We start from the raw sequence: 25,768 nt of genomic DNA, 5'->3' as shown, positions 1-25,768 counted from the left end.
GCTGCGCCGCTGGAGAGGTAGTGAGCGAGAAACGGGCGAAATGGGTTGGTTTCGGATGCCTGGGGTGATTGTAGGCTTTGTGGCGATGGTTTTTGTGGATCGCGATCGAGAAGTGCTCGGCAGGCTTTCCCAGTGCCTGGGCGCGATCCTGGTCGCGTCGCAGAGCCCGGACGGGGAAAAATCTCTCGTTCTTTGCCTTCTGGAGAGCCCGGCTGACGAGCCATGGGTGCTGGTGGGCCGGCGCCCCTTTTGGTGGTGCGGTGCTGCGGGACGAGTTTCCTTTCAGGATTCAAGGAAACGCAGGGCGCAGTGACATTGGTTTGCCGATCAATTGCGGGGTTGAAGACTCGTCTTGTATTCTTTTGGACCGACCGCTTTGTCCGCTCCCAAAGTAGAGAACTGATTCGCATGAAGCCCATTCAGAAGCTGTTGATCGCCAATCGTAGCGAGATCGCCATTCGTGTCTGTCGGTCTGCTCATGAGCTGCGGATCCGGACTGTTGCCATCTATACCTACGAAGATCGGTATGCTCTGCACCGGTTCAAGGCCGATGAGGCTTACCAGATCGGGGAACCCGGTGAACCGATTCGGGCCTATCTCGACATCCCCGCAATTATCCAGATCGCCAAGCAGGCGAACGTCGACGCGATTCATCCCGGTTATGGATTTCTCTCAGAGAACCCTGCACTCGCCACCGCTTGTGAAGAGGCGGGGATTGTCTTTGTGGGTCCCTCGGTCAAAGTGCTGGAGTCGCTGGGAAACAAGATCACGGCTCGTGAGATTGCTCGAGCTGCGGGGGTTCCCGTTCTCGGGGGAAGTTCAACACCCATCGCCGATGTCGAAGATGGTCGGAGACTGGCGGAAGCGACCGGTTATCCTGTCATCCTCAAAGCTGCCAACGGTGGGGGCGGACGCGGGATGCGAGTGGTCATGCACCCTGAGGATCTTCCCGGCCTGTTCGATCAGGCGCAGCGAGAATCGATGTCAGCGTTCGGTTCGCCTGACATTTTTGTCGAGAAGTACATTCAGCAGCCGCGACACATCGAAGTGCAGTTACTCGGTGACCGGCACGGGAATCTGGTTCACCTCTTTGAACGCGACTGTTCGGTTCAGCGGCGGCATCAGAAAGTCGTTGAGATCGCGCCGGCACCGTTCCTGGATGAAGGGATCCGTAACCGGATCTGTGAAGCGGCGATCAAAATTGGTAAGGCCGTCGGCTACGAAAATGCGGGGACGGTTGAGTTCCTTTACGACACGGCCAAGAACGACTTCTACTTCATCGAGGTCAATCCCCGGATTCAGGTCGAGCACACCGTTACTGAAGAAGTAACCGGAATCGACATTGTGAAGTCCCAGATCCTGATCGCCCAGGGAACGCCCCTTTCCGATCCGGAAATCAACCTGGGGGCGCAGAGTGAAATCAAGACGAACGGTTACGCCATTCAATGTCGAGTGACAACGGAAGATCCCGGCAACAACTTCATGCCTGACTATGGTCGTGTTTCTCACTACCGCGCCGCAGGGGGAGCAGGCGTTCGGCTGGATGGAGGAAACGCGTTCTCCGGAGCAATCATCAACCCGTTCTATGACTCGTTGCTGGTGAAAGTTTCGGTGCGGGGCCGCCGGTTCGGCGATGCGGCAGCACGGATGGAGCGAGTGCTGCAAGAGTTCCGTATCCGGGGCGTGAAGACCAATATCCCGTTCCTGATCAAAGTGATGACTCACCCCAAATTCATCAATGGGGCCTTCACCACTCGATTCATTGACGAAACGCCAGAACTGTTTCAGTTCGCGCCGCGAAAAGACCGCGCGACGAAACTGCTCACCTTCCTCGCGGATACCATTCTGAATACGGGTAAGGTTCACGCAGTGGCGGCGACCAAGGTCGACCGCTCCCCTGCCCCATTGCCCGTGATTGATCGCAATACGCCCATCCCGAAAGGGACTCGCGACAAGTTTCTTGAACTGGGGCCGAAGAAGTTTTCGGAATGGATCCTGGCTCAGAAGCCGTTGCTGATCACCGATACAACGATGCGCGATGCCCACCAGTCACTGCTGGCAACGCGGTTCCGGACGGTAGATCTGCTGAATATCGCCGATGCCTATGCACGTCTTTGTCCGCAATTCTTCTCACTCGAGATGTGGGGTGGTGCGACCTTCGATACGGCGATGCGTTTCAATAAAGAATGCCCGTGGGACCGGCTGACTCAACTGCGTGAGCGGATCCCGAACATTCTGTTCCAGATGCTGCTGCGGGCATCGAATGCGGTCGGCTACACGAATTATCCCGACAACATCGTGGTCGAATTCGTGAAAGAAGCCGCCGCGGCGGGGATGGATATCTTCCGCGTCTTTGACTCGCTGAACTGGGCACCGAACATGCGTGTCGCCATGGATGCGGTCTGCGAATCAGGGAAACTCTGTGAGGCGGCCATCTGCTACACCGGTGATATCCTCAATCCATCCCGGCCCAAGTATGACCTCAAGTATTACGTCAATCTGGCCAAGGAACTGGAAAAAGGGGGCGCTCATATTCTTGCCATCAAGGATATGGCGGGTTTGTGTAAGCCGGCCGCCGCAGCCTTGCTGGTCAAGACGTTAAAGCAGGAAGTCGGAATACCGATTCACTTTCATACGCATGACACCGCAGGGATTCAGGCGGCATCGATCCTGATGGGAAGCGATGCGGGACTGGATATCGCTGATGCGGCATTGGCCCCGATGTCCGGTGGAACGTCTCAACCGAACCTCAACGCGCTTGTCGAGGCGGTCCGGTTCTCTGACCGAAATCCAGGGCTGAAGACCGAGTACCTCGATGCACTCGCCCGGTACTGGGAAGTCGTGCGGCAGTACTATCAGCCGTTCGAGACGGTGATGCTGCCTGCGACCGCGGATCTCTATCAGCACGAGATGCCCGGGGGACAGTACACAAACCTGTATCAGCAGGCCAAAGCCCTGGGTCTTGCCGACCGCTGGCCCGAGGTTTGCCAGGTCTACGCCGAGGTCAACCAGCTCTTCGGTGACATCGTCAAGGTGACACCCAGTTCCAAAAGTGTTGGGGATATGGCCCTGTTTATGGTCGCGAATAACCTGAGTTCGGAAGATATTCTGAACGAGTCCAAAGACCTGTCGTTCCCGGAAAGTGTGATCGACCTGATCAGTGGAAAAATGGGCCAGCCACCCGGTGGCTTCCCGCTGGCCGTACGCCGTCGAATTCTGCGTGACAGGCCGCTGGTGACGGGACGGCCCGGTGAAAGCCTGCTACCAGCGGACTTTGCGGCAGCGGGTGAAAAGGTTCGGCAGGTGATCAAACGGGAACCGACCAACCGCGAGATCGTGACGTGGCTGCTCTATCCGAAAGTGTATGAGGAATTTGTTGCTCATCAGCAGTTGAACTCCGATACGAGTTGTCTGCCGACACCGGTCTTCTTCTACGGTCAGACACCAAGCGAAGAGATTGCGTTCGACATTGAACCGGGTAAGCGACTGATCGTTAAGTTCCTGTCGATCAGTGATCCACATCCCGACGGTAAACGTACCGTCTTCTTCGAACTGAACGGCCAGCCGCGTGACGTGACCGTGGTCGACAAGTCGCTGGAACCGAAGGGCTCATCGAATCTCAAGGCAGATTCGTCGAACCCCTGCCATATCGGAGCCAGCATGCCAGGGATGATTTCCACAATTGCTGTCCAGCCGGGTGACAACGTCACCAAGGGCCAGAAGCTGTTGAGTCTGGAAGCGATGAAGATGGAAACGAATCTCACCGCGGATCGGGATGGAAAGATTGGTCAGGTGCTGGTCAAGCGAGGGATGCAGGTGGCGGCCGGTGACCTGTTGCTGACACTGGAGTGAACCTCGTTTCATCGAGTCAGTGCGCCGAATGAGTCATTCGGCGCACTGAATGACTGCGGCAGATTGTCCGCGAAACCGGAGACTGTGGAGAAGCCATGAAGCGAGCATTGCTGGTAATCGATGTGCAGAATGAGTACTTCACAGGAGCCTTGCCGATCACCCATCCGGCGGGACACCTTGAACAGATCCTGAAAGTGATGGATGAAGCGGCCAGAAAGAGTGTTCCCACGGTCGTTGTTCGGCATCACCAGATCGAGCCTGACTCCCCCTTCTTCCGGAAGGGATCGGCGGAATGGGAACTGCATCCCGAGGTGGCTCGTCGTCCTTCCAACCTGCTGATCGACAAGACGTTGCCTGGTAGCTTTACCGGGACCGGACTTGAGGATTGGTTGAAGCAGTCGGGAATCGACACGATTTCGATTTGTGGCTACATGACCCATATGTGCTGCGACACGACGGCCCGACAGGCGATGCACAATGGGTATCAGGTCGAGTTCCTCTCGGATGCGACAGGAACACTGGCCGTTCAAAACGCTGCGGGATCCGTGACCGCAGAGGAACTGCACCGAGCCACGTTGTGCGCTCAGCAGATGTTTATCAGTGAAGTGATTAACACGCCTGCCTGGCTGGAGCGGCTCACGTAGCAGGCTCGACAGACGCAGCAGGATGCGTTGGGGAACAGCGGCCGAATGTTGGAAACTTGGGCGGGTTCGCCAGGCGACTGGCGGTTGCGGTGAGATGCCTTCCAGGACGCTCGGTCCTGTTCTGCGTCTGCGGTGTGGAATGGAAGAGCTGCCTTGATGTGGATCGGGTGGCGGCGTGGTTCGAAGTTCATCCTTATCGGGATTCGTTATGCCCCTTTCTGCCGTCACTGTGAGTCTGGTTGCTGAAGCCAAAGGGGGCCCCTTTGTTTTTTGGGACGACCTTCCGGCTGCTTGTGCTCAGGCCAAACGACTGGGGTTTGATGCGATCGAACTTTTCGCGCCGGGACCAGATGCGGTCTCACGGGAAACACTCGGGAAGCTGCTGTCGACACATCAGCTTCGTCTGGCTGCAGTGGGGACCGGAGCCGGGTGGGTCAAACACAAACTCAGCCTGACCAGTCCCGATGCGGATGTCCGTAAGCGGGCCATCGACTTCATCCGTTCGATGGTCGACTTTGGCGGTGTTCATCAGGCGCCGGCCATCATTGGTTCCATGCAGGGGCGATGGGGAGAGGGCGTCTCGAAAGAACAGGCGATTGACTGGCTTCGTGAAGGGCTGAATGAATTGGGGGAACACGCGAGGGGATACGGTGTGCCACTGATCTATGAACCACTGAACCGGTACGAAACCAATCTGGTGAATACGGTTGACGCGGGCGTGGAATTGATGGAATCGCTTGCCACTAACAATGTCCGGCTGTTGGCCGATCTGTTCCACATGAATATCGAGGAGGGTGACTTAGCTGCGGCACTCACGCGTGGAGGTCGGTGGATCGGGCATCTCCATTTTGTGGATTCCAATCGACGACCAGCCGGATGCGGTCACATCGACTATGCACCGATTGCGAAATCGCTGAAAGACATTCATTACGCCGGATATCTCTCGGCCGAGGCGCTCCCCTGGCCGGATTCATCCGCGGCCGCCGAGCAGACGATTTCCGCGTATCGACGCGTTGTTGATATGGTCGAATCGAGCTGATGTCATAGAATTCCAAGGCGACTGTCGCAGCAGGAGCTTCGTTCCGGGCGATCGTGCCGTGAAGTCAGGCGGGGAACGAGCGGTGCGGAATTCCGCTTGCTGTGTGGCGGACGTTGCGGGCTTTTGAATCCGACCCTCGCCTGTTGTTGATGAGTTCAGAGAATTTTATTTCGCGTGATTGCATGTTGTCTCAAATTCGCCATCTGCTGGAACTGATCCGGTTTAGTCATACCGTTTTTGCTTTGCCATTTGCCCTGCTCTCTGCGGCTCTGGCCTGGCGGATGCCGGACAGTCCGTTCTCGTGGGTGCACCTCTTGGGGATCGTGCTCTGCATGATCTTTGCCCGTTCGGCAGCGATGGCCTTCAATCGGATCGTTGATCGCAAATTCGACGCAGAGAATCCCCGCACGCAAAAACGGCATATCCCTGCGGGACTGCTGAAGCTGTCGACGGTGATCCTTTTTACGCTGGTCAGCTCGGCCGGGTTTGTGGCCTCGACACTGCTGTTCCTGCCTAATCCCTGGCCACTGCGTCTATCGGTTCCCGTGTTATTGTTTCTGATGGGCTACTCGTACGCGAAGCGATTTACGGTGCTGTGCCATTACTGGCTCTCGGCGGCGCTCATGCTTTCCCCTCTGGCGGCCTGGATTGCGATCCGAGGGGAAGTGGCCGTCATTCCCGCACTGTTATCTGCGGTAATCTTCTTCTGGGTTGGGGGCTTCGACATTCTGTACGCGTGCCAGGATGCCGATTACGACCGCGAACGGAACCTCTTCAGCATTCCGTCCCGCTGGGGAATCAGGACGGCCCTGCGAATTGCGTTGATCAGCCACCTTTTGACCATTGCCAGCTTGTTTGCCGTCTGGCATTTCGGCGGGCTGGGAACACCGTTCCTCGTCGGTATCATCGCGGTATCGGGCTTGTTGCTCTACGAACATTCACTCGTGACGCCCGCGGACCTCACGAAAGTGAATATCGCCTTTTTCAATGTGAATGCCGTTGTGAGTCTTGGGCTACTGGCAATTGGACTGGCCGATATCTGGTACAACCGGCTCTCAGCCCCTTGACCGTCGAGCTGCGGCCGTGATGACCATTTCGACTCGATACCCAGGAGACAATGCTGCCTGGACACACGCCCGCGCGGGAGCATGGCCTTCCGGAACCCAATTGTCCCAAAGTTCGTTCAGTGCCGGTCCGTCCGTCAGGTCAGCCAGATAAATGAGGACCTGGAGAAGATCCTTTCGGTCACTTCCAAACAGAGCCAGACGAGCGTCAATCTGCGCGAGGATTTGGGCGACCTGACCTGCGACATCCTGCTGCGGATCGTCCGCAACTTCGACGAAATAGGCGGTGCTACCATGGATTACGACATCTGACCAGCGGCGAGTGACGCCGATTCGTTCAATTTCTGACATTTTGTTCCTATTGCGAAGCAGCTCGGCCACAAACGTCGGGATTTCCCGCTTATATGGCACTCCGTTGGCAGTGACTCTTCAGTCAGGAATCCCAAATGGCGAATAAAAACCTCAGACCATTGGGTTGCCTTGAGCCTTCGATTCTACTCGTTCCGACAGAGAAGTCGCTGCAGTCCAGTTTGAAATCAGGACGACTTTGAGATCGAACTCCTGATGAAATAAACCTCTGGGACAAATTCTGGACAAATTTCCACAATCAAGAATTGCTGAGACTGATACGAGTCACAACATCTAAAATATTGTTCGGTCTTTCAGAATTGGACGATGTATAATCGTGCGGGTTTGACCGCCGATGCCGTCTGGATTAATCGAAATCGTTTTCATCCCCCAGTACTTTCCCTCAAGGCAATGATCCATGGCCGGAGAGACCATTCAATCGAGTGATGGGCCTCAACGGCCAGAAAAGGGAACTCCGTCACTGGCCGATCCCCCTGAGAATGTCCCCGCGTGGTTCTCGACTCGCCGTGACCAGAAGATGCGGGAGGATAAGGGCAAACAGGTTCCCTCGCATGATTCTGGTTCGATTCCGCCGCTGGGTGCAACAGTTCTGAAGCCGGTTATTCCCCCGTTACCGGGGCAGCGAGTGAATCCGAAGACAGCAATCGTGAAGGTGGATAAGCCATCGAAGGATCAGGAGGAAACGCACTGGATCTCGAAACAAGGCTTGATCGGGATTGTAACATCCCTTGGGATCCATGCGGTCATTCTGGTGATTCTGGCCTGCATTCTGGTTTCGCGGGTCACGACACAAGAGGTTTCGAGCATTTTTGGGACGAATGGAACAGGGGACGAATTCGCCGCTGATGTCATCCTCGAGACCGAGATGGCAGGTGAAGGAGCGGAAGCTGGTGAGGCGGCTCCGCTCCAGACGTCCGACTTGTCCAAGGTCCTCGACTCTACGGGCAAACAGGGCGATATCGCGGAATCAATGCGAGTCGGACTGGGGGGCCAGGGCGAAGGGGGAGAAGGCGAGGGGGACGGAGACTCTGTAGGAGTTCCCAACGTCCGTGTACCGGGGTATGCCCAGACGAAAGGGAGTTTCAGTGCCTGGGCGGATCCAAAAGATCCGAAACCGGGCGAGGACTACTTCGTCGTCATTCAAGTTCGCTTGCCCAGTCACGTCACCAAGTACCGAGGTTCCGATGTCTCTGGGAACGTCATTGGGACCGATGGTTACAAGCAGCCAATTCGGCTGAAATCGAATGTGATGTTGCCCGTTGAAGATGGTGCTGTGCAGATCAGGATTCCCGTTCCTGGGGCTCGGCAACTGGTCCGGGACACAATTCGGGTTGAATCGAAGCTGTTGAAAGAAAAACAGACATTCGAGATTGAGTTTTAAACTGCAATCTCGAATGTCTGCGAATTCTTAGCCAGAGAGTGGATGACTTTTAGCGGCTCTTGGACTTCGAGCCGCGCCCTCCCTGCTGTTGCTGCATTCCTGGCATCATGCCTCCCGGCATCCCGCTGGCACCACCGGGCATCATCATCATCATTCCCATACCGCCACGTTGTCCCGCCTTTCGGGGATTCTTTTTCTTAGCGCCCCCGCCCTCACCATCTTCTCCATTGCCAGCCATCCCCATCATACCCATGGGTCCCATGCCACCAGGGCCCATCATTCCGGCAGGACCCATATTGTTTTGAGGTGAGAGGCTTTCGCGTGACTTGATCACCGCACGTTCTTCGCTTTCGCGTTTCTTCCAGAAATTGAGGCTCTCGCGATCAATTTCATTCATCGGGCTTCCCAGCGATCTCAGTTCACCAAAAGATGTTGCGACCAGCGCCTCTTCGAGCAAACCCAGACGGACCGTGGGACGTTTTTTATCCGGGGTCAACTTCAGGTCGGGGTGTTGATCAGGAGCAATCTCGATGTCGCTTTCAACGTCAACGAGCATGTCCTGGGTCGAGAAAGCATGCTCGCCCTTTTCCAGCGTTCCGGCAATCAGGTCAGGGATTGGGGTCGCTTTCTTGGTTTCCCCAATATAGGAACCGATGGCAGGTAGGTTCAGCACGTCGCTAAGAACTGCACCCTTCTTGGTGTCCCAGTCATACATGGAAATGAGTGCGACAGGTCGGGTGCTGGATCGGACTTTTTCGTCGGCATACGGATCGCGTTCGATGTCCTGCAGGTAGTAAGCCGCCGTGGGGCGAACATAATCCGGGTTCGAGATGTTGCTCCAGGGAGTTTCACGTTCTTCACCTTTCGCAATTTCCATATCGGCACCGGCCAGTTCTTCGGCAGTCAGTTCGAAGTTCGGGTTTCGAAGCTTCAATTGAACGCGGTAGCGATAGGCTTTGCCCGATTCGACATCGAAGTCAAAGTAACGGAACAGCAGGTATTTGCGTCGTGCGGTCAGGAAGTCGAGCGGATTATTACTGCTTCCTCGCATGCCGCCGCCCATGCCGGGCATTCCCATAGTACCTCGCATCCCGGGCATCCCCATCGATGAACCACCCATTGGCATTCCCTGCATTCCGCGGCCGCCAGCAGCACCCATGGCTGCTCCAGCAGGCATCCCTCGCATGGCTGCTCCCATGCCTGCACCTCCAGGCATCGGCGGCATTCCTTGCATGCCTCCGCCAGTGCTCCGCATGGACTTCATCATTTCTTCCATCATGTTCCGACCGTTGTTATCCGATGAGACACGGCTGGCGAGGTTTCTAAAGTCCCGCTGTGCCGGAGCCAAACCTCGTCGTCGGGGTTGAGCCTCGTCACCCAGGTTCGCTCCGACGGCCACTTCGTTGATCGTTTCAAGGAGCCTCATTTCTTCGGCGATGGCCTCAGGACTCAGTTCCTCATCCCTGATCCGCGGATGTGTGGCATACTCTCGCCAGACTCCCAACAGGTTGAGCGGCAAGTCCATCGTGATCACAGAATCTCGCAGCGCGGTTGGGACGGGATCCTCGGCATCGATGTCAGAGCTATCGGTTAAAACCTGAAGAGCATGCTGGATATCGACGGTTTCCCACTTTGCGTTCTCCCACGGATTGGGCCCGGCATGCGCCGTCTGCCGCTGGAGTTCGAAGTCCGTGATTTCGAGGAGATCTGCCGCCTCTGCTTCTGTAATGTGCAGTGCGTTCTTGTAGTTTTCAATCTGTTTACGGACAGGGAAGACACCTCGGACGGCCATCAGCCGGACACCGCGAACGTCGTTGTCCGAACCCATTCCCATCCCCATTCCGCTCATCATTCCCCCGGGACCCATCATTCCCGCGCTTCGCATGTCTTCATCATCCCCGCGGGCACCGGGAGGCATCATATTGAGACCGGCGCCGGGCCGACCCCTGCCACCGGGAGCAGCATGAGCACCGGGCATCGCTCCTCGGCCCATTCCCGCAGGTCCGGCCATGGGCCCACCGGGACCTGGGCGACCAAACGGTGACTGGCCAGTACCCCCGGAGGAACTCCGCCTGCCGAATTCCGAGTTTTCGTCGTCTTCGGTCGTCTCTTCTTCCGCTTGTTCGGACAGCGCCATTTCAGCCCGCTGCCGTGCTTCCTCGGAAAGAATGCTCAGAGGGACGAATGCCGATTTGACAATCAGGTTCTGTACCGCTTCGTAGATAGGTTCTCGCTTTGGTTCGTCCTTCCGATACAGTGGATGGAATAACCATTGTGAGAAGTCATAGCGGGCGATCGAAGGACTGGTGAAAAGCATTCTTGCTTTCTCAGAGAAGTCGACGATCGCAAACGCGGCCTGTTTCTCTTGGGGCCAGACGTTGTTCGCAGCAATTTTGGCTCGCGCATTCTTGATGTTTTGCTGCATGGTGTCAGGCGTAATCTTCGAATAGCGAGCCCAACTGGTTCCGCCAGCGAGGACTCCGAGCACGATCAGGACAAACAGGCCGAAGACGATCTTCTCGGCATGATTGACGAGCAGTGCTTTCAGGTTCAACTTTTTCATTTTACATGTCCTCCGTCGATTCGACGGGCGAAGAAATCAGGACGGGAAAGGGACCCTGGTCGTTGGAACGCGCTACTTCTCTTCTGTTTCAGGCTCGCCGTCTTCACCTGGAGTGACGGGCGCCGGATCGTCTCCAGTACCTCCCCCTGCGTCGACAGGGGTTTCCCGGGGCGTGTCTCCAGTCAACTCAGCCTCGGCTGCAGGTTCGGTCGCATCGACTTCTTCCGTGGCCGGGATCGCATCGCTCATCTCAGGACCGCCAGCTTCGCTGTTGTCTGCAGCCTCAGACGCTTCTGATTCCTCGGAGGAATCTGCCTCCTGAGGCGAAGACGTGGATTCCGAGTCCGCCTCGACCTTGGTTTCCTCGACCTTCTTATACATGGTGAAGACGCCGCAGAGAGTTACCTGAGCCATGTAGGGATCTCGCAGTGCGATATCCAGCGATTCCTGAGACTCTTTCACCTTTTGCATCAACTGCATACTGGTCGCAGGATTTCGGTTTCCGAACGAGCGGGTGTTGATGAAGGCATCGTATTCATCATCACCACCTCCGCCGAGTGTTGACATGGCTCCCATCGGACCACCCCCCATCGGGCCGCCCGTCATCCCACCAGCGGCACCCATTCGCATCCCCGCTGATCCGCCCGAGAATCCGCTGGCATAAGTGGCGTCGTCTTCATGAAGTCGGGACATTTGCACGCGAAGAATTTCGACCGGCCAGACTGACTTTTCATTTGCCGTCAGCTCGGAAATGAACTGCGGGATTTTTCGGTGGTCCATCTTGACCGACATATAGAAGCCACGAGTTTTGTAGGGCAGGCTTTCGTCCTGCGTCACGTAGCGTTTGATCACTTTTTCCGACTGGGACGAGCCCATTCCTTCATCGTCCATACCACCCATTGCGCCCCCCATCATGGCCATGCTGCTCATCATGCCCATGGGAGCGCCACCACCACCGCCACCACCACGATTGCCTGCACCGCCACCCGCGCCGCTACCATCGTCTCCAAACTCTTCACGGACGTCGAATTCGGCGGAGACAGAGGGAACTGCCGCTGCGCCCCCTCCGGGCATACCGGCCATTCCGCCTGTTGCACCCATATCGCCGCCGCCCCCTCGCATTCCCATGCCGCCCATCATTCCCATCCCGGCAGCACCGCCGAATCCGGCCATGCTGCCGTCGTCGGAACCCCCTCCCGAGCCCCCCAGAGAGGGTTTTTCACCACCTCCGCGCAGTTCAAGAACGTCAATCTGGTGAACACAGGCTTCAGCACGCCCAGCATCAGGACCTCCGTTGGCCTCTGTGATTGACTGGAAAAGTCCTTCCAGCAACCACAGATCTTCCATCACTTCCCAGATGATTTCTGATTTAGGGGGTGCCTTCGTCCACGGCTTCTGGTTCATCAATCGGAACATGGACTGAATGGGAAAATTGACGACCCCAGTTCCATCGGCATCCATCGGGTTAAGCGTCTTCCAGACGCGGGTCACTTCTTCAACATAAGCATCGCGGAAGAGTTCTCGCTCTTCGTTCTTGAGCTTTTCATCGTATTCGACGTGAGGCAGGCCGGCTGGAAGCACCATCCGTTCCTGCTGGCGCTTCCAGAGCCCTAACTGGGTCGACTTGATGGACGATTCCTGTTTCCCATTGACCTCGGCCAGTCGCTTGGTCCAGACCTCGTTTGGAATGTCGGCCGTTGGGATACTGGTGTTGGCGGCTTCAATTTTTGAAGTCCGTTCCGCAATCGCAGCGGCCGTCTTGCCCGTTCCGCTCCACCAGCCAAAGAACGTCATCAATAGTCCGATGCCCAGCAGAATCCAAAACTTCTGTTTCAGGACGGGTTCGAGGGCTTCCATGATTTCTACCTTCTCGGAAAACTGACAGTCTGCAATTCGATGTTGTGCGTAAGGCGGTCTGGTCTGGAACGATCCGTTGCCGTAAGGAATTAACCTTACTGCTCTTCCGTTGCACCCGTCGATTCAGAATTGGTTGGAGTGCCGGTTTGCTCGGGAGGCCAGGGTTTACGTTGGTCAAGTGGCGTTGGCTTCCAGGCAAACACGACCTTGAATACTGTTCGCTGCAGAGTGATGGACTTTTCCGAACCATCATCTTCGCTTTGCAACCGACCTGCATTCGGAGCATATCCCGTAGCACCGCCGGGGAATCCTGCAGGGCCGCCGAATGCTGCACCTGCCGGTGCACCAAAGGGTGCTGCTCCTCCTCCAAAGCTGTTGCGGGACTGTGGTTTTCGGTTGGGAGTGAACAGAATTGGCGTGGACGCGGTTGCCTCGGGCATCGTGGCATGCGTAATCCCGATCAACCGAACGGGCGTCTCGACAAGAGGACCGCCCGAGGGGTCTTCTCGTTTAACCGTCCAACTCTGCAAATTCTTCAGGAATTTGACATCCACATAGGTTGCACCACGTCCCTTGGGGTTTTTGTCCTCGTGGTGGTAGTGAATCCCATGCAGTGTAAAGACGTAGCCCTCGCCGGTGGGACCCACCGACCGGTCGTTGATTTCGTAATCAGGATTCGCAATTTTATCATCGAACTTGGATGCGTTGTCCGGATCCTTGTCTTCACGGAAATAGAGTTTCGCTTCTCCTTCTTCCGCTGCGATTGCCGGTTCGCTGAACCACGAACTGAGGTCACTGTATTTCTTGGTGGTAATACTGCGAATCGAAATCCGATCGCGCAGAGCCATGTTCATTTCATCGAGCTGGTTGTCGGTGTCTCGTGGCAGACATTCATCGATCGCCTTGTAGACTTCCAGCCACTGTTCCCGCGTGTCCAATGAGCGGACCAGAACGTCCCCTGAGGCTTTCAGGGATTTGTTCTTCCCCTCTTCTCCTTCGTAGTCGGAACGAAGTTTACTCGCTTCCTTACTGATTTTTTCTGCTTCTGCCTCCGCTTCACCAAAGCGGGTGGTGCTGACTGACTGCAGGACGTTGCCAAAACCGGCAGCGGAAGTCGCCAATCCCAGCAGCAATGTCGCAGCAGTGGCGACAGCCCAGGGCTTTTTGCGGCGAATCAGACGTGCAGTCGCGATTTCCGGCGGAAGCAGCGTGGTGTGGATGTCAGTCAGATTCAGACACTGAAGCGCCAGACCATACGGGACGCAGAATGTCAGCAGGTTTTCCTGGAACAGGGGAGCGTTGAGGACATTGTCACCCACGGCTGCCTGGAACGTATCGACACGTTCAACCTCGTATTGGAGATTCTGCTGGAGAAACTTCTGCAGACCGGCAAGACGGAAACCGTTTCCGACGCCGATCAGGCGGGAAATTTTCGCACTGCGATTCACGCTTGAGAAAAAGCCGATCGAACGTTGAATCTCGGAGACATAGTCGTTGAAGACAGGACGCAAGGCCTGAAACACGGCTCGCGGATCGGGTGCTTTCGTGGCGTTGCACTTCAGGTGTTCGGCCTTGGCGAACGTCAGCTTCATTTCCTTCGTCAATGCCCGGGTAAAGTGGTTCCCACCCACCGGCATATTGCGAATCCAGATCTTCTTGCCATTGGTCACCATCAGCGACGTAGCATCCGAACCCATGTCGACGACGACTGAGTAGTCTTCGCTCGGCTCACGAGGCTCGTTCTTGCGGTAGCCGAGACGGTCGTAGCACAGGAAGTTGTAGAGCGACAAAGGAGCGATCTGAATCAGCTCAACTTCGACTTTGCGATCAAGAAATGGCTGCAGGTGATGCTGAACCTGCTCACGTTTCATCGCGAAAAGTCCGACTTCGCCGTCCAGCAGGTAGCCACTTTCTTCAACCCCTCCGCCCAGTGCCTGGAAGTCCCAGATCACTTCTTCCAGTGGAAAGGGAATCTGCTGGCGCGCTTCGTACTTCACGATCTCGGCGACTTTGCTCTGTTCAACCGGGGGAAGCTGAATGAACTTCGCCAGCGCGTGCTGACCGGGAAGACTGATCGCGACCAGATCGGAGCCGATCGGGTTTCGTGAAAGGAAGGTGTCCAGGGCCTGCCGAATCAGTTCATCGGGGACGGCATCGGGCTGATTCAACAGTTTCGGATGGGGAATGTAGTCAAAGGCGACGGCCACGACCTGCTGGGCAGCCTCGGTATAGCGGAGCTTGATTGCTTTCAGGCCCGCCTGACCAATCTCAATCCCCCATGCTGCCTGGTTCTCTGCCATGACGAAACTCTTTCCTACAGAGGCCTAAATGGGCAATCCGCCGTTGTTCTTTACGCCGTTCGCGCAAGGCACCACAAGATCACCGCACAATCACATTCTGCAAACCGAAGGGACGACTTTTTGACAAACTCAAGACCGGAAAGGATATCAAATCGAGGGCTGAAAAACCGATATGACGAGCTCAGAAAATGCCCACGGCTGACCAAAACGCGTTCCCAAGAGATACTTACGAATTGTAGCAAAGTCAACAAGAAGAACAGGATCACGCACGGAACGCAGTGGCTTCAGTATCGGCCGAGTGGAACGGAAATGCGATGGTGACGTGACTCGCTATTCTACACTATGAGACGGCATTCTGGCGGGCGAAGTTCCCCACAAACGGGAATTTCAAAGAACTTGACGGCGGCAATTGGGCCGAAAATCAGAACTTTTTCACGGGATCGGCTCAAAAGGACGCACCTCTCCCCGATTGTACGGTGTTTCCGGCACGATCTTGACCTGCGGGAAGGCTTGTTAGATCAGTACAGAAGGTAAAACCTGGTGGTTTCGTTCCTACCTGTCGTGTTCCTCGCTGGATATCATCGGGCTTCCCTTGTCACCGCCATCAAGGTCATCGAGCCGCTGTTTGATTTCGCGCCGACACGAGATCGGGCCGTACAGAAGAGTTTATTGAACCGGAATGACGCATTCCGGCACGACCATTAACTTTGAACGTAACTGACGATCCATGCATTCTCCTGATATTCAGATTTTGATTCCGAGTCACAGTCTCGACGACTTCCCGACTGAACAGACGGACGACCTGGCGGCGAGCCTGCTCAACGCCTTCGCAATCGCGTTTCATCCTCGGCTGCTGGCCTGGACGGGGGAAATGCCTCGCTGGCGTCGCGCGGATGATCCGCCGATTCCCGGTTCGGGACAATTGGTCATCGTCCCGACGGTCTCTGCAGACTGGCTTCCCTGCAGTTGGATCGATGATGCCCGCAAGGCCGGGACGACCGTCGTTTCGGGGTTGTCTGAACGATCGGAAATGTTGAAAGTCGCCCTGACAGCCATCGACAAATCGACGGAGGACCGTGCCGCGGACGGGGAGAATGCAGGAGAACTTCCGGTAGAGGCCTTCTCGGACCCGGCTCCTGAGATCCCATTGAGTGGTGCGGGGGTTGGGTTGGCCGGAGAGCCTGATTCGCAGCTCCCGGTATTGGAATCGGAAAATACAGACCTCGCGACGCCGCTGTTCGATGATCTGGCCGCCGATTTCATGGCTCTGGGGACCTGTTGGCTGCTCGTCGAAATCCTGACTCGCAAAATGAGGCAGTTCGGAAATATCGACGAAACTCGATTTTTCCAGCGAGCCCACGCCGGAGCGAAAGCCGCCATCGCCGAGGATCGGGAAACGGCCGAAGCTCATCTTTCGGGTTGCTTCGAGATGCTGCTGGAAGCGCGTGAACGCTTCTACCCCGTCGAATGTTACTTGCTCGACCTCTGTCTGGCAGTTCCCGACGTCGAGAGTGCACCTCTGGTGGAAGACGCCCGACAATCGATCCCCTGGAGTCTGCTGGCCACCTCGCAGGACCTGAAGGCGATCTGTGAAAAGACCCCAGGGCTGGCGACGGAACTCTCTTCCGCTTGGAATGCCGGTCGAATCAGCGTCCTCGGTGGCGAGGACGAGGAGGCCTCCCTGCCACTGCTTCCGCTTGAAAGTCTCCTCTATCATCTGGAGCGGGGACGAAGCGAATGGCTGTCTCTGGTCGGTCGTTCTCCCACTGTGTGGGGACGGCGCCGCTTTGGATTGACACCACTTTTGCCTCAGATCCTGGTGAAGTCGGGCTTCCTGGCAGCCATGCATGTGGTCCTGGATGATGGAATTTACCCGGATGCCGAGTACACCAAACTCCGCTGGCGTGGTGTTGATGGGACCCTGATCGACGCCTTCAGCCGTATTCCGCTGGCTGCAGAGGGGGCCTCCAGTTACCTGCGATTCCCCGCGCGAATGGCTGAGTCCATGGATCAGGATCACGTTGCCGGTCTGATTCTGGCCCGCTGGCCTGATATCGAAGCACCCTGGTACCACGACCTGCGGCGTTCGCAGAAGTACGCCCCGTGTCTGGGCCGTTTTATCTCGTTTGATCGCTTCTTCGAAGAGACCGAACTTCCCGGTCAGCATAGTACTCATAAGCCGAACGAGTACTTTTCGCCGATCCTGATTCAGCACGTCGCGCGACGTGAGAAGGATCCGATTCAACGGTACACGCTGCATAACAGGCTTCGCCGGCAGTGGGATGCGACAGCGTGGTGTCATGCCGCCGCAGATGCGCTGATGAATCGTCCCATTGATGTTCAATTCGGCCAGGAGGTCGAAACGCGACTCGAGTCTGCGCTGCTGGATCGGGAATTCTCCACGGCAGAGCAACTCGAATCGGACCTGCTTGAGGCGCAAAACGGGGGTGCCCGGCGACTCGCGCGGATTATCATGCATGGGGCCACGGGAGAACGGGGATTCCTTGTTCTCAATCCCCTCTCCTTCACACGTCGGGTTGTCGTTCCACTGCCCGGTATTAAGTCTCCACCACCCATCTCGGGGCCCGTCAAGGCGATCGAGTTCAATCCGGCTCATCCCGAACTGACGGCCTGTGTCGTTGAGGTTCCTGGCAATGGATACGCCTGGATTCCCGAGGCCTCGCAGTCGCCCCGCCCCGCTTTGCCCAAGCAACCTCTCGCCGAAGACTGGCTGCTTCGTAATGATCACTTTGAAGTCGCGATCAATGAGCGAACAGGTGGAATCGCGCATGTGCGGCTGCATAACCAGCGAGCAAAACGGGTCAGCCAGCAGTTGTCGTTTCGGTTTCCTCGGGAGCGGGCCATTCCCGTCGTCGACCAACCGGGCGAGACCACCAAGTCGCAGTACGCGGAAATGCGATGTCTGGGGCACGAAGTGGTTCGCAGCGGCACGGCATGTGGCGAGATCGTCACCTTTGGTGAAATTATCGATCAAGCCAAATCGCAGCGTTTGGCAGCGTACCGGCAAACGGTCCGTGTCTGGCGCACTCGTCCCACGGTCGACATTGAGGTGGAACTGACCGACGTGGTCATGCCCGAGGGGGATCCGTGGAACAACTACTTTGCATCGCGGTTCGCCTGGAGTGACAGTACTGCGGTGGTGACCCGCAGTATCTACCATTCGGCACAGAACTTTGCTGGCGAAAGATTCGAAACGTCCGACTACATCGAAGTCGCTTCGGAAGACGAACGCATGACGATTGTCCCGCATGGTCTCGCTTTTCATCGCAAGACCGGGGATCGAATGGTGGATTCGCTGCTGCTCGTTGCAGGAGATACCGTCCGCAAATTTAAGTTTACGATCGCCATCGATGCCCTGTACCCGCTTGAAGCGGCCTGGAACGAGCTGACTCCCGCACCCGTGGTGCCGACCGAAGTCGGACCCCCTCGAACAGGAGCGACGGGGTGGTTCTTCCATCTGGATTCCCGACACGTGCAGATGACCCGTCTGCTGCCGGTCGAAACCGACAAAACCCCTCCTTCGCCATTGGAACAGTTCGAACACACGAGCGTGCCGAATGATCCGGGTTTCGCGATTCGGTTGATCGAAACCGAAGGATTGTCGAAACCGGTCAAGCTGCGCTGCTTCCGGCAGCCAACGTTCGCCCGCAAGCGAGACTTCCGGGGCGAGACCCTCTCGGAACTTCGGATTGAGGGGGATGCCGTGCTGATTGATTTGACGGCGTTTGAAATCGTCGACATCGAACTCCGTTTCGGTCAGGTGTGAATTTCCCGCCTCTGTCGTGACGAGGCCTTGAGCCTCGCCAGATCATGGCTGTGTGCGATCGTGCTCAAAGAGGGCGATGGCAGACAGTCATGAGTCGCGTTACCTGCAGGAGAGCTTCCCCGTCTTCGACATCACCCGGGCCCCTTTGCCCCAGAGAAAATGCATCAAGGACGGACCTCTTGGTCCGTCCTTGGTTGTATCAATAGACATCGGCTATCCCTTGTCCGATTTGAGAATCATTCATTCGTTTCTGCCGCTTCATGCGGCAACGTGGGTGACGGGAGCTGTGCTGCTGGATCGTCGCAATCGCTCGGCCATGATCTTGGTTCGGAAGTCCTGGATCTGTCGGATCCCCTCTTTCAGCACTTCGTCCTGTTCCTGATCTTCCGTCGACTTGGTCGCCACTTTGAAATCGGGCGTCACACCTGCTCCTGCCATCTCCCGTCCATCCGGACTATAGAACTTGGCGGTGGTCAGCCGCAGTGCGGCAGGAACCGACTGGAGCGGAAACAGCGTCTGAACGGTGCCCTTTCCGTAAGAGGTTTCTCCGATGATGACACCTCGATGGTTTTCTTGAATCGCCGCTGCAAAGATCTCGCTGGCACTCGCACTGTTATGGTCGATCAGCACGACCAGAGGGACACTCCACGTATTCGCATACTGAGCGACTTCTCGGGAGTTATCTGCTCGAGTCCGGCCACGCGTTTCGACGATCGTTCCCGAAGGAAGGAACTTATCCGAAAGCGCGATTGCTGTTGTCAGTAGTCCCCCGGGATTGCCTCGCAGGTCCATAATCAGTGACTTCATCCCCTGCTTGTGAAGTTTCAGCAGTGCGGCATCGATTTCGTCCATCGTGGAATCTGCAAACTGTTCCAGTTTCAGGTAGCCAATTCCCTGATTTTCGTCCTCCATTCGAACATCGACGACACTGTGGAAGACGATCTTCTGGCGGGTGAGTGTCACTTTGCCCGAGCGGTCTCCTCGCGAGGCCTGAATCTGGATCGGGCTGCCGACAGGGCCGACGATCAGGTCGACGGCCTGTTGCAGGTCGAGCGACTTCAGATCCTTTCCATCGACATGGGTAATCACGTCTCCCCGGCGAAAGTCCGCTTGTTCTGCGGGCCCCCCCTGCAGCAGCTTCAAGATCCGCAGACCTTTCGGATGGGATTCAATTTCGACCCCGATCCCCACAATGTTTTCGTTCAGTCCTACGCTCGGTCCTCCATTCTTTTCCGGCGGCAACAGCATTGAGAACTGGTCCAGACTATCCGTTGCACCATAGAGGAATTCGAGTCCCACGGCGGAAGGGTTCATCTTAATTGACCGGGCTGCCTGCTTCTGGACGTCTCTCATCACCATGATGGCATCGCTGGTACTTCGTACTTTGGCCTGACTTCGGATCCGCTCCAGATCGTCGCGAAACTTTTCCACCGCTTCTCCCGATCCCTGGACCTGTGCCGCTTTGATGAAGGCAGGAACCTCGAGCGCGTGGGACAGATGATTGAGTGCTCCATCCACCCGGCGGGCATAACTGGCCGGCGTGATGTGTCGTTCGTCAATCAATTGCGAAACCTCAGCGTAGAAGGATTCCGTTCCTTGAGAGGTTAGCTGCTCAAGCATCCGCAGAACGCGTGGATCCGAGTAACGCTGTCGTATCTTATCTGCGATTGACGGTTGAGTAGGGGCAGTCTGGTCGGGGGTATTCGAAGGTGGGGGCTGACGTTTCTGGGTCGCAACAGGCTCAGCCGATTCTGTCGGAATCAGCGACGGGCTGCTGCGAGTGAGAGGCGAGAAAAGTCCCCCTTCCTCCTGATCCAGATTCGGGTCGCTGGGGTAATAGGGTGAGGTGATGGGAGGAGCATCCTGAACCCGCAGACGGTCTGTGCGAGAGCGTGTCGCCACGTCATTCGACGGGGCGGTGCCTCGGTTGATAACGCCTCGTACAGGGGGGGCAGCACAGCGGGAACATCCATTCTGTACCTGTGCTGTCGCGGGAAGCGACAAGCTGAAAGTCAGTGCGAGAACTGACGCGATGGAAGCGGGAATTGGCAAACGCATGAACAGACCTCCTGATTGAATTCTTGCGATGAAGACCAAGGCAACGTCACATGAGCCTCGTGCCGTCTCATCGCTCCTGAATAGTCCATACCGTCCATCGAGTAGACTCAGTTGCACACCAGCAACGCTTCCAGTTCAGCGATATCGTACGATTCTTCACCGTCATCGCTATCAGCAACAAGCGTGGCTTCCGCAGGCGTTTCGACAGGAACGACTTCCCCTCGCAGGACGCGGACTGAAGCGGGGGCCTCGATCCCCAACTTGACGGACCCTTTGCTGGTCCTCATTACGCGGATCACGATGTCGGAACCAATCTTGATGAACTCGTCTCGTTTTCGCGTCAGCACTAACATGGCATCGACTCCCATTCTTGCAGTATTAGCCTGAACTCGTCATTCGCCTCCCTTGGCGAATCCGTCGTTCAACGAAAGGCTAGTAAAGCACCCGCCGTGCCAAACTCGTCGTTAGTGTCAATAGCGGTCTCGAACGGTGAATCAGAGGCGTTTTTCCCTTGAAAATCAGCTCAAACGGATCGGAACGGCAACATCCGCCGCCGGATTCGTGTAACCCATGCCAGTAAATCGAAGCGAGGGTGTAATTCTTACGAAAATCCCTTTTTGCAGCATTTGGGTTCAAGATTTTACTCAGCCACCGTATTCGATCCGCTACGGGAGTCTTGTCATCCAGGAGGGCCTTTACCTCGCGCGAGTGCAGAAGCTGCCGAGGAGGGGACTCTCGGATCGGGAGGGGTACTCTTGAAGTGGCGACGTCCCCTGGAGCAACTGCTGGGCGAAGGTCGTGAGAACAGCGGCTTACTCAGTACTGAGATACATTCGGCTTGTTTTCTCCATGGCGACTGCCAGCAGGTGTCAGAAGCTGGACGTACACCCGTCCGTCGCTGAAGCAGAATTCAGATGAGCGAGAGCGATGTTTGGGAGATTATTCACGCATTGAAATTTTGGACGCGGGCCCCTTCTGTCATTAACTCCGGGGAATAAGACAAGTTCGATCAGCACGAAGAGGCCGACCGCGATGACGACATCGACTCGCGTCAGTCTCGATCGTGAAGGGTGTTCCGATTGATAATCCCGGTACATATCGACGTCCCCTGAGAAGCTGATCTAAGTGTCGGTATCCCGTCTGAGAAGGTCTTTCCGTGGTTCGATACTGAGGTCGGTCCGTGGCTCATTCGTCGACAATTTTCGCCGTCGTCTGTTCAAGCCGGGCGATTCGAACTGTCTAAGAATCACATCTAATTCCTGAATCCGTTGAGGGAATTGTCTCGCATCCTCTTGTCACTATGCCTGAAATCCGAGTCTGATGCGATTGTGGACATGCTGTCTTTAACACCTGCAAAGTCGTTACCTTATGAGAGCTCGATGCGGCCCATTCATCGCGAACACAGAAAGTGACATTATGCTGGAACGAACTCTCGAGCCCGAAGTCATGGACTCGGAGGCGGAAGCCAGGGACTATGATCAGATGGATCATAGCCAGGTGAACCGTATCTTCGTCGAGGATTTTCTGTCATCGCTCCATCGCTTTGGAGTTGCTGATACCAGCGGCATCCACGTCTTCGACGCGGGGACGGGAACGGCATTGATCCCGATTGAATTGATGCAGCAAGGCTTTGCTGGAAACGTGACAGCCAGTGATCTGGCCGAATCAATGCTGGCCGTCGCGCGGAGGAATGTTCAGGCCGCGGATTTGTCGGCTTCGATCAATGTCGTGTTGCGGGACTGCAAACAACTGCCCGAGCCCGAGGCTACCTACGATGCTGTGATGTCTAACAGCATTGTCCACCATATCCCGGACCCCGGCAAAGTGCTGGCGGAACTCTGGCGAGTCCTCAAACCCGGGGGGCTGCTCTTCGTTCGGGATCTGGTGCGACCCGCCTCGATCGAAGCTGTTGAGAAACTCGTTCTCACCTACGCGGGGGACTCAAATGAGCACCAGCAGCGGATGTTTCGTGAATCGCTTCACGCAGCACTCACGTTGGACGAAGTCGCTGCCATCCTTCAGGAACTGGGTGTCGATGCCAATTCAGTGAAACTGACCAGTGACCGACACTGGACGATCTGCTGTCGCAAATCTTAACGGCATGGGAAGTGGTGTGCTGACTGCGTTTCCCTCGCTGAGACCCCTGAACGGATTCGAGGATCAACCGACCACATCCGGGAACATGATCATTCTCTGCTGCCACATCTCAACTACGAGTACCTGCCCGGGAGACTCCATCTCCCCAGGCTTCAGCTCGCGACGGAACCTGCTGCCGCTTTGACGGTCGATGCGACCAGGGGGAACTTCAGTGTGAACATCGTTCCCGACCCGACGGCACTTTCGACTCGGATCCGGCCGCCGTGCGCTTCCATCACTTTCTGGGCCAGCGAAAGTCCCAGGCCGGTCCCCCCCTGCCCTTGATCGTCGGCTGTCTTCGTCGTGAAGAACGGCTCAAAAATCCGTCGCAGCTTCTCGGGTGGGATACCGCAGCCGCTGTCTTTGATACTGATTTCCGCCTGACCCAGCTCGCGATTCTGGCGGACTGCAATCGTCAGGTTTCCTCCCTGCTCCATGGCCTGCCGTGCATTCACGATCAGGTTCAGCACCACCTGCTGGACCTGACCCGAGTTCACCGCAGCAATCGGGTGATCGTCAAATTGAGTTGTCAGGCGAATCCGGTACCGCTGCAGATCCTTCTCGACAAGCACCAGCACGTCTTCGACCAGCGGGACCAGATCCATCGGTTCTCGACGGTCACTCTGCTGACGTGCGTAGGACAGCATTCCGGTCGTGATCTTTGATGCACGATGGCCTGCCGCCAGAATCTTCTCGAACGATTTGTCACGAATGGCCGGATCTTTATGCCGCACGCCCATCTTCGCATAGTTGATCACCGTCATCAGAATGTTGTTGAACTCATGCGTGATCGAGGAGGCCAGAGCCCCGACGGAGCTCATCTTCTGTGCCTGCAGCAGTTGCTGTTGCAGTGACTGAATCTGCTGCTGCAGTTCGGCAATTTTTGCGGCTGCCCGTCGTTCGTCGAATTCGGGTGGGGTGGCCTTCATGTCGGAAATTACCTTGAATGAACACACAATCAATTTCAGACGACACGTTGACGCGGACAGATTGTGAACCCGCAATCGCTCTCATGTGGTGTATCGGAAACCGCGACGAGTCGACTTCATGCCGATGAGTCGGCGGCGTGTTGTCAGTCATTCGGAATGAGAACGGGATTCCGCGTGCTGAAGTTGTGACAGGCAGGTAATTCAGGGAGGATGTGTCGTCTGTGGCTGTGTTGGACAGGCGAGCGTCGATTCCATGTCCAATCGCACAGGTTGCAGACGGATTCCATTCAAGATTAGGCTGACCCGATGACCGCAGTTCACGTGGATGGTCTCCTGGCGATCGAAGTGAAGGCGGAAAGCTTTCGATGGAGTTAAGTGCGGGGCAGCAGATCCTGCCATGGCGCGAGTCGAGGCTTGAACAGAGACGGCAACGGAATCACAAGCGAACATCGCAAGGGCAGAACGTGCGACGTTGGTGACATCAAACTTGGCTTCAACAGGAAAAATAAACGATGCGCAATTTGAAATGGGTGAATGGTCTGGCTTTTCTGACATCGGTCCTGGGTGTCTCCGTCTGCGGTCACGCTGATGAGTATCTCAATGGAATCGAATGGAAAGAACCGGCTCTGGTTGTCCCGGGTGAGAACGGTGGGGCTCCGTCGGACGCGGTCATCCTTTTCAACGGTAAAGATCTTTCAGCCTGGCAGGGGGCCGAGAACTGGAAGATCGACAACGGTGCGATGGTCAGCGGCAAAGGTGATGTCCGCACAAAAGAGTCCTTCGGTGACTGCCAGCTCCACATCGAGTGGTCTGCTCCGACACCCGCTGTGGGAAGCGGTCAGGGACGGGGCAACAGCGGAATCTTTTTGATGGATACCTACGAGCTTCAGGTGCTCGATTCCTACGACAACAAGACCTATTCCGATGGTCAGGCAGGAGCCATCTACAAGCAGACCCCGCCGCAGGTGAATGTGACTCGTGCTCCTGGCACGTGGAACATCTATGACATCATCTGGACGGCTCCTCGCTTCAAAGAAGATGGTGCACTGGCATCGCCCGCCTATATCACGGCGCTGCACAATGGGGTTCTGATCCTGAACCACTTCGAGCTGAAGGGAGATACTCCTTTCCATCGTCCTCCGGCCTATACCAAGCACGCTGATCGTCTTCCGATCCGCCTGCAGGATCACGGAAACCCGGTCCGCTTCCGAAACATCTGGATCCGCGAAACAAAACCCGTTGTCGGTAAGGCGGTGAAGAAGCCATTCCTGCGTGACGACAAAGGGAACGAAAAACCCATCGAGTAAGCATCAGGGAATTGGTCAGTACGACGGTCAGTTCCCGATGACAATCTGAATTCCGATGCCACTGTACGACCGTCTTCGGTCGTGCAGTGCGCTCTTCAAAAAACGACCGGCCCTTCCCAATCGCCAGCCAGAGACTGATAGGGAACTGGTATCTGAAGGGACTGCTCTTCCGAAGACTGCAGAGCAGTGGCATGTCTTGTCTCAGATCCCCTGCACAAATTTCATATCCGTGGAATATCGAACTCCGATGCCACTGTACGACCGTCTTCGGTCGTGCAGTGCACTCTTCAAAACGACCGGCCCTCCCGATCGTCAGCCAGAGTCTGATAGGGAACTGGTGTCAGAAGGGACTGCTCTTCCGAAGACTGCAGAGCAGTGGCATGTCTTGTTTCAGATCCCCTGCACAAATTTCATATCCGTGGAATGTCGAATTCTGATGCCACTGTACGACCGTCTTCGGTCGTGCAGTGCACTCTTCAAAA

15 protein-coding genes are annotated in these 25,768 nt (G+C 56.2%); 8 read left to right on the top strand and 7 right to left on the bottom strand.

The genetic code is table 11. The features are described 5' to 3' along the window. Nucleotides 1–408 precede the first annotated feature (408 nt). The 4 genes from ACGY09_RS12530 (at nt 409) to ACGY09_RS12515 (ending at nt 6,602) form a co-directional block, all read left to right on the top strand. A complete protein-coding gene (locus ACGY09_RS12530; protein ID WP_373649910.1) occupies nt 409–3,852 on the top strand; it encodes a pyruvate carboxylase in 3,444 nt (1,147 codons plus the stop codon). Between the two features lie 95 nt (nt 3,853–3,947). After that, the gene (locus tag ACGY09_RS12525; protein ID WP_397571762.1) at nt 3,948–4,496 is read left to right on the top strand and encodes a cysteine hydrolase family protein; all 549 of its coding nucleotides are present in this window, start codon (nt 3,948–3,950) and stop codon (nt 4,494–4,496) included. A gap of 208 nt (nt 4,497–4,704) precedes the next feature. After that, nucleotides 4,705–5,535 carry a TIM barrel protein gene (locus tag ACGY09_RS12520; RefSeq protein ID WP_397571761.1) on the top strand — a complete coding sequence of 277 codons (831 nt, stop codon included), beginning with the start codon at nt 4,705–4,707 and terminating at the stop codon, nt 5,533–5,535. Between the two features lie 182 nt (nt 5,536–5,717). Continuing rightward, nucleotides 5,718–6,602 (top strand): UbiA-like polyprenyltransferase, encoded by an 885-nt coding sequence (locus ACGY09_RS12515; RefSeq protein WP_397571760.1) that lies wholly within the window; start codon nt 5,718–5,720, stop codon nt 6,600–6,602. On the opposite strand, the gene ACGY09_RS12510 is transcribed toward ACGY09_RS12515, so the two are convergent. Next, a complete protein-coding gene (locus ACGY09_RS12510; RefSeq protein WP_397571759.1) occupies nt 6,591–6,950 on the bottom strand; it encodes a RidA family protein in 360 nt (119 codons plus the stop codon). The genes ACGY09_RS12515 and ACGY09_RS12510 overlap by 12 nt on opposite strands. Nucleotides 6,951–7,365: 415 nt before the next feature. Here ACGY09_RS12510 and ACGY09_RS12505 point away from each other — a divergent pair, with 415 nt between their 5' ends. Beyond that, nucleotides 7,366–8,349, top strand: a complete 984-nt coding sequence (locus ACGY09_RS12505) for a hypothetical protein (protein WP_397571758.1) — start codon at nt 7,366–7,368, stop codon at nt 8,347–8,349. A gap of 49 nt (nt 8,350–8,398) precedes the next feature. Here the strand turns inward: ACGY09_RS12505 and ACGY09_RS12500 are convergent, their stop codons facing one another. From ACGY09_RS12500 to pilM, 3 genes are all read right to left on the bottom strand, one after another. Next, the gene (locus tag ACGY09_RS12500; protein WP_397571757.1) at nt 8,399–10,912 is read right to left on the bottom strand and encodes a hypothetical protein; all 2,514 of its coding nucleotides are present in this window, start codon (nt 10,910–10,912) and stop codon (nt 8,399–8,401) included. A 72-nt stretch (nt 10,913–10,984) separates the two neighbouring features. After that, nucleotides 10,985–12,769, bottom strand: coding sequence for a hypothetical protein (locus ACGY09_RS12495; protein WP_397571756.1), 1,785 nt, complete (start codon nt 12,767–12,769; stop codon nt 10,985–10,987). 95 nt (nt 12,770–12,864) lie between these two features. After that, nucleotides 12,865–15,069 (bottom strand): type IV pilus assembly protein PilM, encoded by a 2,205-nt coding sequence (gene pilM / locus ACGY09_RS12490; RefSeq protein WP_373649918.1) that lies wholly within the window; start codon nt 15,067–15,069, stop codon nt 12,865–12,867. Nucleotides 15,070–15,796: 727 nt separating this feature from the next. Between pilM and ACGY09_RS12485 the strand changes: the two genes are divergently transcribed. Beyond that, entirely contained in the window at nt 15,797–18,856 is a 3,060-nt protein-coding gene (locus ACGY09_RS12485) for a hypothetical protein (RefSeq protein WP_397571755.1), read from the top strand. Between the two features lie 258 nt (nt 18,857–19,114). Here ACGY09_RS12485 and ACGY09_RS12480 read toward each other — a convergent pair whose 3' ends face one another. Both ACGY09_RS12480 and ACGY09_RS12475 read right to left on the bottom strand, forming a co-directional pair. Then, nucleotides 19,115–20,914: a S41 family peptidase gene (locus tag ACGY09_RS12480; protein WP_397571754.1), complete on the bottom strand. Its 1,800-nt coding sequence runs from the start codon at nt 20,912–20,914 to the stop codon at nt 19,115–19,117. Nucleotides 20,915–21,021: 107 nt separating this feature from the next. Beyond that, on the bottom strand, nt 21,022–21,267 hold the full coding sequence (locus tag ACGY09_RS12475; RefSeq protein WP_373649921.1) for a carbon storage regulator: 246 nt from the start codon (nt 21,265–21,267) through the stop codon (nt 21,022–21,024). A gap of 1,063 nt (nt 21,268–22,330) precedes the next feature. Between ACGY09_RS12475 and ACGY09_RS12470 the strand changes: the two genes are divergently transcribed. After that, on the top strand, nt 22,331–23,011 hold the full coding sequence (locus ACGY09_RS12470) for a class I SAM-dependent methyltransferase (RefSeq protein WP_397571753.1): 681 nt from the start codon (nt 22,331–22,333) through the stop codon (nt 23,009–23,011). A 152-nt stretch (nt 23,012–23,163) separates the two neighbouring features. On the opposite strand, the gene ACGY09_RS12465 is transcribed toward ACGY09_RS12470, so the two are convergent. Continuing rightward, nucleotides 23,164–23,979 carry a sensor histidine kinase gene (locus ACGY09_RS12465; protein WP_373649923.1) on the bottom strand — a complete coding sequence of 272 codons (816 nt, stop codon included), beginning with the start codon at nt 23,977–23,979 and terminating at the stop codon, nt 23,164–23,166. 512 nt (nt 23,980–24,491) lie between these two features. Here ACGY09_RS12465 and ACGY09_RS12460 point away from each other — a divergent pair. Beyond that, entirely contained in the window at nt 24,492–25,286 is a 795-nt protein-coding gene (locus tag ACGY09_RS12460) for a DUF1080 domain-containing protein (protein WP_397571752.1), read from the top strand. The last annotated feature ends 482 nt before the right edge of the window (nt 25,287–25,768 follow it).

The organism is Schlesneria sphaerica, assembly GCF_044336245.1.
Classification (GTDB): domain Bacteria; phylum Planctomycetota; class Planctomycetia; order Planctomycetales; family Planctomycetaceae; genus Schlesneria; species Schlesneria sphaerica.
Note: the sequence above shows the minus strand (reverse complement) of the source record. Positions and strands in the feature narration are given on the sequence as shown.